Genomic DNA, 12701 nt, shown 5'->3' on the forward strand with positions numbered 1-12701 from the left:
TCGTGCCTTTACGCCGATCCCGTTCGCGAACCGGACGCCTCGCCGCGCTCGTCACCGCCGTCACGCTGACCCTGGCGGGCTGCGGGAGCGGAACGTCGCACAGTGACGACGGCAGGCGGCGGCTGACCGTGGCCGCGCTGCCGCTCACCGACTCCGCCGCCCTCTACCTGGCCCGGGACCGGGGGCTGTTCGCCAAGGAGGGGCTCGATGTGCGGGTGCGGCCCGTGCAGCAGAGCGTCCAGGCGCTGCCCGCGCTGCTCAAGGGCCAGGTCGACGTCATCGCGAGCGCGAACTACGTCACCTATCTCCAGGCGTACGAGAAGGGCACCCTGGACCTGCGCATCCTCGCCGAGGGCATACGGATCGCCCCGCACATGATGGACGTCCTCGTCCCCGGCGACTCGGCGCTGAAGTCACCGGCCGACCTCGCCGGCAAGACGGTCGGCGTCGCCGTGCTCAACAACATCCAGTCCCTGACCCTGAACGCGATCCTCGACGCCCGCCGCCTCGGCCGGCCCGTCTACCGGCAGATCCCGTTCCCGCAGATGGGCCCCGCGCTGGAGCGGAACCAGGTGGACGCCGTCCACTCGGTCGAGCCCTTCGACACGGCGATCCGCAAGGAGCTGGGCGCGCGGGTGCTGCTCGACGGCGGCTCGGATCCTGCGCGGGGGCTGCCCGCGAGCGGGTACGTCACCACCGCCGCCTTCGTGAAGAAGGACCCGCAGGCGGCGTCGGGTTTCCGGCGTGCGATCGAGGCGGCGTCCGCGCTGGCCGCCGGCGATTCCGCGGCGGTCCGCGCCGTCCTGCCCGAGTACGCCAAGGTGAGCGCGGCCGAGGCCACGTCGATCCGCCTGCCGGACTACCCGCCGGCCGCCGACCCGGCCGCCCTCCGCCGGCTCGTCCGACTCATGCGCGCGCAAGGGCTGTTGAGCAAGGACGTCGACCCGGCACCGCTGCTGGTGAAATGACCCGGCGCCGGGAACTCCTGCTCGGTCTGCTCGGCGCGGCGGCGGTCTTCGCCGTGTGTGAGGCGGTGGCCCGGTCGGGGATCGTCCGGCGCAGTTATCTGCCGCCGGCGTCCGAGGTCCTGGTCCGCGCCGTCCGGCTGGCGGGCGACCCCGTGTTCCTCGACGGGGTCGCGGTGACCCTGCGGGCCTGGGCGCTCGGCCTGGCGATCGCCTGCGCGCTCGCCGTGCCGCTGGGGCTGCTGCTCGGCTCGGTGCCGGTGGCCGAGGCCGCCGTCCGCGCGGTGATCGAGTTCCTGCGGCCCCTGCCGTCCGTCGCGCTGATCCCGCTGGTGTCCCTGCTGCTGGGTTCCGGCACCCGGACGGAGGTCACGCTGATCGTGTACGCGTCGCTGTGGCCGGTGCTGTTCAACACCGTGTACGGCCTCGGCGAGACCGATCCGCTGGCCAGGGACACGCTGCGTGCGTTCGGGTTCGGCCGGCTCGCGGTGCTGCTGCGGGTGGATCTCCCGGCGACCGCCCCGTTCATCGCCGCCGGCGTGCGGATCTCCGCCGCCGTCGCCCTGATCCTCGCGGTGGCCACCGAGATCCTCTCCGGTTTCGGCGAGGGTCTGGGCATCTTCATCGCCCAGGCCCAGAACGAGACGGACGGCACGCGGGACGTGCTGGCCGGGGTGGTCTGGGCGGGCGGTCTGGGGCTGCTGGTCAACGGGGTGCTGGTGGGGGTGGAGCGCAGGATATTCGGGTGGGCCGGGGAATCCGGGGCGGGGAGAGGGGGGCTGAGGTCGTGAGGGCCACCGTCCCCTTCCTCCTGCGCTGGTCCGTCCTCCTCCTCGCCGTCCTCGGCTGGGAGCTGGCCGCCCGGGCGGTGCGCAGCGTGTACTTCCCGCCCCCGCTGCGCATCGCCCGGCACGCCCACGACCTGTGGTTCTCGGGTCCCGCCGGCTGGCTGTTCCTCACCCCGGACGCCGTCGGCACCATCCTGCCGAGCCTGGGGCGGATGGCGGCGGGGTTCGCGCTCGCCGCGGTCGCCGGGGTGGCCCTGGGGATCGCGGTGGGCCGCTCGCGCCTGGCGTACGCGCTGTGCAACCCGGTGCTCCAGTTCGCGCGGGCCGTGCCGCCGCCCGCGCTGGTGCCGGTGTTCGTCGTCGTCCTGGACGTCGGTACGCCCATGCAGATCGCGTCGATCGCGTTCAGCGCCGTGTGGCCGGTGCTGGTCAACTCGGCCGAGGGAGCCCGCGCCACCGATCCGCTGCGGCTCCAGGTCGCGGCCGTGCTGCGGCTGACGGCGGCCGAACGGCTGCGGTTTCTGATCCTGCCCTCGGCGCTGCCCCGGATCTTCGCGGGGCTGCGGCTCAGCCTGTCGCTGTGCCTGATCCTGATGGTGTTCTCGGAGCTGCTGCCGGGCAGCGCCGACGGCATCGGTTTCACCCTCACCGACGCCCAGTCCCGCTCCGACCTGCTCACGGTCTGGTCGGCGCTGTTGCTGCTCGGCGCGCTCGGGTATCTCCTCAACACCGGACTGCTGGCGGTCGAGAGACGGCTCACAGGGAAGGCGGGTACGCCATGACGACGACGGTCCGCGAGGCGGTCGTACAGCTGCTGCGGGACACCGGCATGACGACGGTGTTCGGCAATCCGGGCTCCACGGAGCTGCGGATGCTGCGGGACTGGCCGCAGGACTTCACCTATGTGCTGGGGCTCCAGGAGTCCGTGGCCGTGGGCATGGCGGCCGGGTGGGCGGTCGGCGCCCGGCGGGCCGCGTTCGTCGCGCTGCACTCGGCGGGCGGGGTGGGGCACGGGCTCGGCGCGGTCTTCAACGCCTTCCGCGACCGGGTGCCGCTGGTGATCGTGGCGGGCCAGCAGTCGCGTTCGCTGATCCAGCTGCGGCCGTTCCTCGGCGCCGACGAGCCGGCCGCGTTCCCCCGCCCGTACGTGAAGTACGCGCGCCAGCCGGAGCGCGCCGAGGACGTGCCCGCCGTGCTCGCCGAGGCGTACCGGATCGCGATGGCGCCGCCGCGCGGACCCGTGTTCGTGTCGGTGCCCGAGGACGACTGGGACCGCCCCGCCGAACCCGTCGTCCCCCGCGCGGTCCACTCCGGTTTCACCGCCGACCCGGCCGCCCTCGACGCGCTCGCCGCCCGGCTGACGGCCAGCGTGTGCCCCGCGCTCGTGGTCGGCCCCGGCGTCGACGACGAGGACGCGCAGGACCAGGTCCGCGCGCTCGCCGAACGGCTGCGCGCCGCGGTGTGGATCAGCCCGCTCTCCGGCCGCTCGGGCTTCCCCGAGTCGCATCCCCTGTTCCAGGGCTTCCTGCCCCCGGTCGCCCGCCCCCTGGCCGCGCGCCTCGCGCCGTACGACGTCGTGGTGGCCCTGGGCGCACCGGTGTTCACGTACCACGTGGCGGACGACGGGCCGCCGCTCGCGCCCGGCACGGAGCTGTTCCACCTGGACTGCGACCCCGGGCAGGCGGCGTGGCTGCCCACGGGGACGAGCATCGTCACCACGCTGCGGCCGGCGCTGGAGCGGCTGACGGGGTTGCTGCGGGAGCCGGAGCGGGCCGCGCCGCCGCCTCGGGCGGTGCCTGCCGAAGCCCGCGCTGAGGGGGGTATCCGCGCGGAGTCGCTGTTCGATCTGCTGCGCGCCCGTCTGCCGCGTGACCGGGTGCTCGTGGAGGAGGCGCCGAGTCACCGTGACGCGCTGCACGCGCGCGTGCCCGTCGTGTCGAGCGGCGGCTTTCTCACGACGGGCAGCGGGGCGCTGGGCTGGGGGCTGCCCCTCGCGGTGGGCCGGGCGCTCGCCGACCGGCGCCGGGTGGTGTGCGTGGTCGGGGACGGCTCGGCGATGTACTCGGTGCAGGCCCTGTGGAGCGCGGTGCGCCACAGGGCGCCGGTGACCTACGTCCTGCTGGACAACGGCGGTTACGCGGCCGTCCGCGCGCTGGGCCGGCGCATCGGCGTCCCGTCCGTTCCCGGCGCGGACGTCTCGGGCATCGACTTCGCGGCCCTCGCCCGGTCCCTGGGCTGCCCGGCCGCCCGCGCCGAGCACGCCGGGCAGTTGCCGGCCGCCCTGGACGACGCCCTGGGGCGGGGCGACGACGCCGGGCCCTTCCTGCTGCACGTGCCGGTGACCGGGGACGAGGGCACTTTGTACGGTCCCCTGGACGAAGACGGCACGGATCCCTCGTACGGCCCCTGGGCCAGGTGAGGGATGCTGCGTCTGGAGTCCATCAGCCGGCGGTTCGGGGATCAGTGCGTCCTCGACGGCATCAGCCTGACCGTGCCCGGCGGGCAGTTCGTCAGCGTGGTCGGGCCCTCCGGCTGCGGCAAGTCCACGCTGCTGCGCACCATCGCCGGTCTGCTGCCCGTGCAGGAGGGCACGGTCACGGTCGACGGCACCCCGGTGACCGGCGTCCCGGACCGGCTCGCGGTGGTCTTCCAGGAGTACGGCCGCTCGCTGCTGCCCTGGCTCACCGTCCGCGACAACGTCGCCCTCCCGCTGCGGCGCCGGGGGCTGCGCCGCGCCGCGCGCCGCGCGGAGGCCGAGGCGATCCTCGAACGCGTCGGCCTGCGCGGCGCCGCCCGCCGGCGCCCCGGTGAGCTCTCCGGCGGGATGCAGCAGCGCGTGGCCATCGCCCGCGCGCTGGTCTGCCGCCCCTCGCTGCTCCTCATGGACGAGCCCTTCGGCTCGCTGGACGCGGGCACCCGCGAGGATCTGGAGGACCTCCTCCTCCAGGTGCACCGCACCGACGACACGACCATCCTCTTCGTCACCCACGACATCGACGAGAGCGTCTACGTCGCCGACCGCGTCATCACCCTCTCCCCCGGCCCCGCCGCCCGCATCACCCACGATTTCCCGGTCCCCCTCCCGCCCGTCCGCGACCAGCTCACCACGCGCGCCTCACCCGCTTTCGTCGCGCTGCGGACGGAGGTGGGGCGGGCGGTACGAGGGGGAGGACGTTGAGGGGGGCGGAAATCTGCTCGGCTCCGCCCCCTCCGAAAGCCCGCGCTCTCAGGTCAGCCCGAGCTTGCTCAGCGCGGTGGTCCAGTCGGTGGCGATGGCCTGCTGCGCCGCCTTCAGCGTGACCTTGCCGGAGCAGACGGCCGTGTGCAGCTTCGTCTCCACCGGGTCCTTCAAGTTGTTGACCCCCGTCCCCGGCTTGTGGCCCGGGTCGGGCGGCTCCACCCAGAGGTTGCGGGCGTCGTTCGGGTCGCCGCCCAGCTGGAGGCTGATGTCGTGGTCGTACTCGGCGTCGGCGAGGCTGCCGGTGTAGCCGTAGGCGGCGGCGTTCAGGCGCTTCTCCTTCTCGGTGATCGACGTCGGCGGCCGGATGCCCCCGGTGTAGCCGCCTTTGCGGCAGATCGTCGTCGCCAGGTTCGCCTGCGTCACCGCCGGCGAGGTCGCGCCCGGGGTGCACTTGAGGTCGGGCAGCGGTTCACCGTTCTCGTACCGGTAGTGGCAGCTGCCGGCGGGGGGCTGCTGCTGCACCGTGTACGTCGTCTGCGGCCCCGCTCCCTGGGGGATGTCCGCAGGCGCGCCCGGCGCACCCGAAGCCTTCGCGGCACCCGAAGCCCCTGCCGCACCCGACGCCCCTGTGGCGGACGGCCCCTTCTCCCGCACCGTCTCCCCTCCCGATCCCGACCCGGAGGACGAACACCCCGCCAGCGCGAGGCAGGACAGCGCCACCAGCGGAACGGCGCGACGCAACACACTCATTGACGACCCCTCAGAGACGAGCGACTGCTGAGCGGATGCTGCCCCGCCCCCGCGGCGCGACACGTCCCGGGCCGGTAGCACAGACGGACGCCCCCTCATCACTCCGAGCCGGCGGACGCCGATCCCCGCGCGTACCGGCGAGAGAACCTGACCTTGGGGTCAGGATCATTTCGGCCGCCGGATGCGACGATGGGACGGCCAACCCCGATCTCACCCAGGACCAGGAGGGACACCTGATGCGGGCCGACGCGCAACGCAACGCGGAGAAGCTGCGAGCAGCCGCCGCCGAGGTCTTCCGCGAGCGCGGCCTCCAGGCGCCCCTGAAGGAGATCGCGCGCCGCGCCGGCGTCAGCCACGGCACCCTCTACAACCTGTTCGGCACCCGCGAGGCCCTGATCGACGAGGTCGCCGTCGACCTCGCGGCCCTGCGCCTCAAGGAGGCCGCCGAGCACGCCTTCGCCCAGGAGGACGCCTGGGCGGGCTTCGTGGCCTACGTCGAGAAGATCTGCGGGCTCCAGGCGACCGAGCCGGCGATCGGCGATGTGGTGACGGGCCGCTATCCGGGCGCCGCCCGCCTGATGTCGGTGTGCGAGGAGACCCACAAGGTCTCCGACCGGATCATCGCCCGCGCCCGTCAAGAGGGTTCGCTGCGCGGCGACTTCACCGCCGACGACCTCCTCTCCCTGCTGTGCTCCAACGGCGTCCTCGCCCGCGCCTCCCGCACGAGCGCGCCGGACCACTGGCGCCGCCACCTCGCCTTCGCCCTCGACGGCCTGCGCGCGGAGGCGGCGCACCCGCTGCCGGTGGGGCCGCTGTCGGCGGAGCAGCGGCAGAGGATGCTGGAGGGGCTGACGGGGGCCTCCTGATCCGACGGGCGCCCCCAAGACCCGACGACTCCCGGGCCGCCCGGGCGCTCCCCGTCCGGCGCCCGGCTAATGCGCCCGCCCCGCCGCACCCCCCGGCACCCGCAGCACCACCCGGTACCCCCCGTTCGCCGTCACCCCCGACTCCAGTGTCCCGCCGAGGAGTTCGGCCCGCTCCCCCAGCCCGACCAGGCCGTGGCGGGCGCTGGGCAGCGGGAGGGACGGGCGGGTCGGGGGCGTGTTGGTGACGGTGACGCCGAAGGCGTCCGGGAGGTGCCAGAGCTCGACCTTCGCGGACGCGCCGGGGGCGTGTTTGCGGACGTTCGTGAGGGCTTCCTGGACCGTGCGGTAGACGGCCCGCTGGGCGGGGGTGCCGATGTCGGCGGGGAGTGTGCCGGTCAGCTCGGTGTCGATGCCGCTGGTGTCGATGAGGCGGCGCAGGTCGGCCAGGGTGGGCTGCGGGCTCAGTTCGGTCGTCCGGCCGCCGGAGGCCCGCAGCAGGGTGACCATGTGGCGCAGTTCGTCGAGGGTGTCGACGCTGAGCGAGCGGATCGTACGGGCGCCCTGTCTGACGTCGGGGTCGCGGGCGGCGACCTGGAGGGCGCCGGCCTGTACGGCGATGAGGCTGACCTGGTGGGAGACGACGTCGTGCATCTCGCGGGCGAGCTGGGCGCGTTCGCGGGCCAGCACCGCCTGGGCGTGCAGCAGCCGTTCGTGCTCCCTGGCCTCCTCGATCTCGGCGAGCCGGCGGCTCAGGTCGCGGCGGGTCTGGACGAGCTGGCCGAGGAGGACGGGCGCGGCGGAGGTGGTGGCGGTGTAGGCGAAGTAGACGACCGTCCAGGCGCGGTCGCGCGCGGAGACCATGTCCAGTGGCCAGGGCGCGGCGGAGGCGACGGCGAACAGGAACGCGCAGCCGGAGAGCAGGCGCCGGTCGCGGGAGCGTTCGGCGAGCGTGAACAGGGCGGCGAGCGGGGCGAACATGAGGTCGAGCATCAGGCTGGCGGGCAGCGTGAGCAGGAACACGGGCAGCGGGTGGCGGCGCCTGAGGACGAGCGCGAGGCAGGCGATGACGGAACAGGTGACGGTCGTGGTGGAGACTTCGCCGCTGAGGGCGATCAGCGCGTCGGCGACGGCCACGACGACGACGAGGGCGTCGACGGCGGGTTCGGGGAGCCGCGCCCACCAGGGCGCACGGCCCGCGCTCATCGCTGCGCTCCCCCGTCGAGCAGTCCCGCGCGCTGGGCGAGCAGCGCGGCCTGGACCCGGCCGCCGACGCGCAGTTTGGCGAGGATGGCGCTGACGTGGTCCTTGACGGTGCCGGCGCTGAGGTGGACGCGGCTGCCGATCTCGGCGTTGGAGAGGCCTTCGGCGATCAGTACGAGGACCTCCCGTTCGCGTTCGCTGAGCCGGGAGACCCTGCCGGCCTCCTCGTCGCAGGCGGCAGCGGCTCCGGGGTGGCTCTGCCAGACGGCGCGGGACGCCTTGGGTGACATGACGACCCCGCCCGCCGCCAGGGTCCGTACCAGCTGGGCGAGTTGGTCGGGTTCGGTGTCCTTCAGGAGGAAGCCGGCCGCGCCGGAGCTGAGGGCGGTCAGGACGTACTCGTCGGCGTCGAACGTCGTCAGCATCGCCACGACCGGCGGCTCGGGCAGCGCGCGCAGCCGGCCGAGGACGGTCAGCCCGTCGACGTCCGGCATCCGGATGTCGAGCAGGACGACGTCGGGGCGTTCGCGCCGTACGGTGTCGACGGCTTCGGCGCCGGTCGTGGTCGCGACGACCTCGATGTCGTCGGCCGCGCTCAGGATGAGCCGGAAACCGGACCGCACCAGGGCCTCGTCGTCGACCACCGTCACCCTGATCACGTGTTCCGCCTCGCCTCGCCGTCCGATGTCTGTCGAAGAAGACGGTACGCCCGAAACGGGCCGGTCAGGGGCGTGGCCGGGAGCGTCCCCCCGGTCGGGGGGCGGTTTCCCACCGGGTGGCGGGGCGGCGGCGGACACCTGCCGGGTACGTCCGGGCGGGCCCGGCGCGGAGGCTGGACGGCATGACCCAGAACGCAGTTTCCACGACGCTCGCGGCGCCCGCCGTACCGGAGCGCCGCCCTCCGGGCGCCCGGCTGGTCGGTGTCGACCTGGCCCGGGGGCTCGCCGTCTTCGGGATGTTCGCCGCGCACGTCGGCCCGGACCCGGCCGAGGGGGGTGTCGTCGGCTCGGTGATGGAGCTGGCCCACGGCCGGTCCTCGGCGCTGTTCGCGTTCCTGGCCGGCTTCTCGGTCATGCTGATCACGGGCCGCCGGGTCCCGAGGACGGGTACGGCGGGCCGGCGGGCCGTCGCGAAGGTCGTGATCCGGGCGGTGGTCCTGTTGGTCCTGGGCACGGCGCTCACCATGGCGGGGACGACCGTCGAGGTGATCCTCGCCTTCTACGGTCTGTACTTCCTGCTGGTCCTCCCGCTGCACCGGCTCGGCGCCCGCGCGCTCGCGCTCGTCGCGGCGGCCGGGGCGCTGGTCCTGCCGCAGGTGCTGTGGCCGGTACAGCAGGCGCTGCGCGCCGCCGACACCGGCGGGATATGGGTGTGGCCGGCGGACGCCGACGGTCTGCTCTCGCTGCTGTTCACGGGCAGCTACCCGGCGCTGACCTGGCTGCCGTTCGTCGTCGCGGGCATGGCCGTGGCCCGGCTCGACCTGGCCGACGCCGCCGTGCGCGTGCGGCTGGCGGTCACCGGCGGCGCGCTGGCCGTCATCGGGTACGCCGGGTCCTGGCTGGCGCTGCATCTCGTGCCGGGGGCGCTGGGGAAGCTGGCCGGGAGCGCGTGGGGGCCGGTCGGGTCGGCGTGGTGGTCGGACACGTGGGGGTACCCGGTCGGGGCCACGCGGGCGGAGCTGCTGGTGGCGTCGCCGCACAGTGAGACGACGCTGTCGATCGTCGCCAACACCGGGGTCGCGCTCGCCGTCCTGGCCGGCTGCCTGGCCGCCGTGGACGCGTCCGCGCGCTTCCGCCGGCTGGCGCGGCCGGTCATAGCGGTCGGTTCGATGTCCCTGACCGCGTACGTCCTGCACGTCGCCGGAATCTACTTCTTCGGCATAGGCGAGGAGTCGCCGCTGTCGCTGACCTGGCTGATGACGTTCGTCGTGACGGTGTCGGTGTTCGCGGTGGTGTGGTCCCTGCGCTTCCGGCGCGGCCCGCTGGAGTGGCTGCTGGGGAAGGCGACGAAGCCGGCGGAACTGGTGCGCTGAGCGCGGCGGGGGCGGGTCCGGCGGCCGGCGCGTGCGGCGTTGTCAGTGCCGCCCTCTAGGGTGGTCCCATGACGACTTCGACACCCCGTCAGACGCCCGCGGCCGAACCGGCGGAGCTGCTCGCCGACCCGTACGGGGTGTACGCGCGGCTGCGGGAGGCCGGCCCGGTGCACCGGATCGCCGGGACGGACGGGCTGCCCGCGTGGCTGGTGACGCGGTACGAGGACGCGCGCGCGGCGCTCGCCGACCCCCGGCTGTCGCTGGACAAACGCCATGCGAAGCCCGGGAGCTACCGGGGGCTCGCGCTGCCGCCGGCGCTGGACGCGAACCTGCTGAACATGGACCCGCCGGACCACACCCGTATCCGCCGCCTGGTGGTGAAGGCGTTCACGCCGGGCCGGATATCGGGTCTGCGTGAGCCGGTGACGGCGATGGCGCACCGGCTGCTGGACGCCGTGGCGGCGGACGGGCGGGCCGACCTGATCGCGGCCTACGCGACGCCGCTGCCGATCACGGTGATCTGCGAACTGCTGGGCGTGGGCCCCGGCGACCGCGTGGACTTCAAGGCGTGGACGGACACTCTGGTGTCGCCGGACCCGGCGCGCCCGCAGGACGCCAAGAACGCGGTGCGCGCGATGCTCGGCTACTTCACGGGCCTGCTGGCCGCCAAGCGCGCCGAGCCCGCCGACGATCTGCTGTCGGCGCTGATCGCGGTGCGCGACGAGGACGGCGACGACCGGCTGTCCGAGGACGAGTTGATGTCGCTGGCCTTCCTCATCCTGTTCGCCGGGTACGAGAACACGGTCCAGCTGATCGGCAACGCGGTCCTCGCGCTGCTCACCCACCCCGGTCAGCTGGCGGCGCTGCGCGCGGACCGGGGGCTGGTGCCGGGGGCGGTGGAGGAACTGCTCCGCTTCGACGGTCCCGCGCCGCTCGCCATCCGGCGCTTCCCGGTCGAGGACGTGACGATCGGCGGGGTGACGGTCCCCGCCGGTGAGACGGTCCTGGTGTCGCTGGCCGCCGCCCACCGCGACCCGCGCCGCTTCGCCGCCCCCGACGAGCTGGACGTGACGCGCAACGCGACCGGCCAGCTGGGCCTGGGCCACGGCATCCACTACTGCCTGGGCGCCCCGCTGGCCCGGCTGGAGACGGAGATCGCGCTGAACGTGCTGCTCGACCGCTTCCCGGAGCTGGCGCTGGACGCCGATCCGGCGGAGCTGACGTGGCGCCCGTCGATGCGGGCGCGCGGACTGACGGCGCTTCCGGTGCGTTTCTGACGGCCGCGAGCCGCCCTCCCGGGTCTGCGGTGCGGATACCCGGGAAGGCGGGGTGGAGGTGGCGCTAGATCTCCTGCACCTCGATCGCCGCCGCCGGGCACACCGCGGCGGCCTCGCGGACGGCTGAGGCCTGGGCGGGGCCGGGGGTCGCGTCGAGGAGGGTGACGATGCCGTCCTCCTCGCGCTGGTCGAAGACTTCGGGGGCGATCAGGACGCAGCTGCCGGAGCCGCAGCACTTGTCCTGGTCGGCGATGATCTTGAGGGTCTTCATCACCACTCCACGGGGACCTCGCTCAGCCCGCCGACCAACAGCCCTTCCAGGGGCTTGAGTTCGGCGGCGGGGACGGCCAGGCGCAGGCCGGGCAGCTTGCGCAGGAGGACTTCCAGGGCGACCTGGAGTTCGGTGCGGGCCAGGGACTGGCCGATGCAGGAGTGCGGTCCGACGCCGAACGTGAGGTGCGGGTTGGGGCTGCGGGACAGCAGCATCTCGTCGGGCTCGGGGAACATCCGCTCGTCGCGGTTGGCGGCGGGCATGCTGCACACGACGGTGGTGCCGCGCGGCAGCAGCTCGCCGTCGAGGTCGACGTCCTCGGTGAGGTAACGCCGCAGGCCGAAGCCGAGGTTGGCGTCGAGGCGCAGCGCCTCGTCGACGGCCGTGCGCACCAGTCCGGGCTCGGCGAGCAGCCGTTCCCACAGGGGCCGGTCGGCGAGCAGCATGCAGACCATCTTGCCGATCATGTTGGCGGTGGTCTCGTGCCCGGCGACGAGCAGGCCCATGGCGGTGCCTTCGAGCAGCTCGTCGGACATGCCGTCGGCGTCGGTGGCGAGCATGCTCAGCAGGTCGTCGCCGGGGTGTTCGCGGACCTGGCGGAGGTGGCCGCACATGTACGCGGAGAACTCGTCGTACGCCGCCTTGCTCTCCTCCAGGGTGAAGCGGCTGACGTTGAGGAACGCGTCGGACCAGGCGGAGAAGCGGTCGCGGTCGTCGGCGGGGACGCCGAGGATGTGGCAGATGACGTAGACGGGGAGCGGGAAGGCGAGGCCGGCCTTGAGGTCGGCGGGGGCGCCGTCGCGGGTCATGGCGTCGAGGAGGTCCTCGGCGGTGCGGGTCATGCCGGGGCGCAGCGCGGTCATGCGCTTGGCGGTGAAGTACTTGCCGACCTGGCGGCGCCAGTGCTGGTGCTCCTCGCCCTGTTCGGGGACCCTGCGGCCGAAGTCGCCGTCGGAGGCGGGTCCGCCGGCGCCCTCGGGGGCGATGCGGGCGGCGCCGTCGCCGGGGGTGGGGCGGGCGAAGCGGGGATCGCCCAGCAGGGCGCGGACGTCGTCGTAGCGGGAGAGGAAGGCGGCCTCGTCACCGCTGGGCAGCTGGACCTTGGCGACCGGGCACTCCCGGCGCAGCTCCTCCCACACGGGAGGCGGCGCGAGGGGGCCCGCGGAGGGGAAAGGTAAGCGGAGGGTCTCGTCGGCTTCAGACATCGTGCGTCTCCTGAGAGGGAGGGAAGTACGGCTCACCGTCCTACGGACGCTACTCAGATGTGCATCATGCATCAAGGGTGCATGATGCACGCACCCTGAATGGCCCGATCCCGTCGCCATGGCCAGGGGTGGGCCGGGACGGAGCGGGCCGGGTACGCCGGTCATC

13 protein-coding genes are annotated in these 12701 nt (G+C 73.9%); 8 read left to right on the plus strand and 5 right to left on the minus strand.

The features are described 5' to 3' along the window. Window positions 1–2: 2 nt before the first annotated feature. From ACYUD3_RS35135 to ACYUD3_RS35155, 5 genes are read left to right on the plus strand one after another with little or no spacing between them, the layout of a single operon-like run. Window positions 3–968 (plus strand): ABC transporter substrate-binding protein, encoded by a 966-nt coding sequence (locus tag ACYUD3_RS35135; protein ID WP_470979360.1) that lies wholly within the window; start codon window positions 3–5, stop codon window positions 966–968. Beyond that, window positions 965–1756, plus strand: a complete 792-nt coding sequence (locus ACYUD3_RS35140; protein ID WP_470979363.1) for an ABC transporter permease — start codon at window positions 965–967, stop codon at window positions 1754–1756. The genes ACYUD3_RS35135 and ACYUD3_RS35140 overlap by 4 nt, the downstream gene beginning before the upstream one ends. Then, on the plus strand, window positions 1753–2535 hold the full coding sequence (locus ACYUD3_RS35145; protein ID WP_470979366.1) for an ABC transporter permease: 783 nt from the start codon (window positions 1753–1755) through the stop codon (window positions 2533–2535). The genes ACYUD3_RS35140 and ACYUD3_RS35145 overlap by 4 nt, the downstream gene beginning before the upstream one ends. Further along, the gene (gene mdlC / locus ACYUD3_RS35150; RefSeq protein WP_470979369.1) at window positions 2532–4172 is read left to right on the plus strand and encodes a benzoylformate decarboxylase; all 1641 of its coding nucleotides are present in this window, start codon (window positions 2532–2534) and stop codon (window positions 4170–4172) included. Before ACYUD3_RS35145 ends, mdlC begins: the two co-directional genes overlap by 4 nt. A 3-nt stretch (window positions 4173–4175) precedes the next feature. After that, the gene (locus ACYUD3_RS35155) at window positions 4176–4931 is read left to right on the plus strand and encodes an ABC transporter ATP-binding protein (RefSeq protein WP_470979372.1); all 756 of its coding nucleotides are present in this window, start codon (window positions 4176–4178) and stop codon (window positions 4929–4931) included. A 48-nt stretch (window positions 4932–4979) separates the two neighbouring features. Here ACYUD3_RS35155 and ACYUD3_RS35160 read toward each other — a convergent pair whose 3' ends face one another. Next, window positions 4980–5684: a hypothetical protein gene (locus ACYUD3_RS35160; protein WP_470979375.1), complete on the minus strand. Its 705-nt coding sequence runs from the start codon at window positions 5682–5684 to the stop codon at window positions 4980–4982. 236 nt (window positions 5685–5920) lie between these two features. Between ACYUD3_RS35160 and ACYUD3_RS35165 the strand changes: the two genes are divergently transcribed. Beyond that, entirely contained in the window at window positions 5921–6550 is a 630-nt protein-coding gene (locus ACYUD3_RS35165) for a TetR/AcrR family transcriptional regulator (protein ID WP_470979378.1), read from the plus strand. Between the two features lie 66 nt (window positions 6551–6616). On the opposite strand, the gene ACYUD3_RS35170 is transcribed toward ACYUD3_RS35165, so the two are convergent. Further along, complete coding sequence (locus ACYUD3_RS35170; protein WP_470979381.1) at window positions 6617–7753, minus strand: sensor histidine kinase; 1137 nt, start codon at window positions 7751–7753, stop codon at window positions 6617–6619. Next, window positions 7750–8409, minus strand: coding sequence for a response regulator (locus tag ACYUD3_RS35175; protein WP_470979383.1), 660 nt, complete (start codon window positions 8407–8409; stop codon window positions 7750–7752). Before ACYUD3_RS35175 ends, ACYUD3_RS35170 begins: the two co-directional genes overlap by 4 nt. A gap of 182 nt (window positions 8410–8591) precedes the next feature. Between ACYUD3_RS35175 and ACYUD3_RS35180 the strand changes: the two genes are divergently transcribed. Continuing rightward, window positions 8592–9782, plus strand: coding sequence for a DUF418 domain-containing protein (locus ACYUD3_RS35180; RefSeq protein ID WP_470979386.1), 1191 nt, complete (start codon window positions 8592–8594; stop codon window positions 9780–9782). Between the two features lie 68 nt (window positions 9783–9850). Next, a complete protein-coding gene (locus ACYUD3_RS35185) occupies window positions 9851–11059 on the plus strand; it encodes a cytochrome P450 family protein (protein ID WP_470979389.1) in 1209 nt (402 codons plus the stop codon). A gap of 64 nt (window positions 11060–11123) precedes the next feature. Here ACYUD3_RS35185 and ACYUD3_RS35190 read toward each other — a convergent pair whose 3' ends face one another. Both ACYUD3_RS35190 and ACYUD3_RS35195 read right to left on the minus strand, forming a co-directional pair. Further along, window positions 11124–11330, minus strand: coding sequence for a ferredoxin (locus ACYUD3_RS35190; protein WP_470979392.1), 207 nt, complete (start codon window positions 11328–11330; stop codon window positions 11124–11126). Then, a complete protein-coding gene (locus ACYUD3_RS35195) occupies window positions 11330–12535 on the minus strand; it encodes a cytochrome P450 (RefSeq protein WP_470979395.1) in 1206 nt (401 codons plus the stop codon). Before ACYUD3_RS35195 ends, ACYUD3_RS35190 begins: the two co-directional genes overlap by 1 nt. Window positions 12536–12701 lie beyond the last annotated feature (166 nt).

Source organism: Streptomyces sp. AMJ-169 (genome assembly GCF_055597585.1).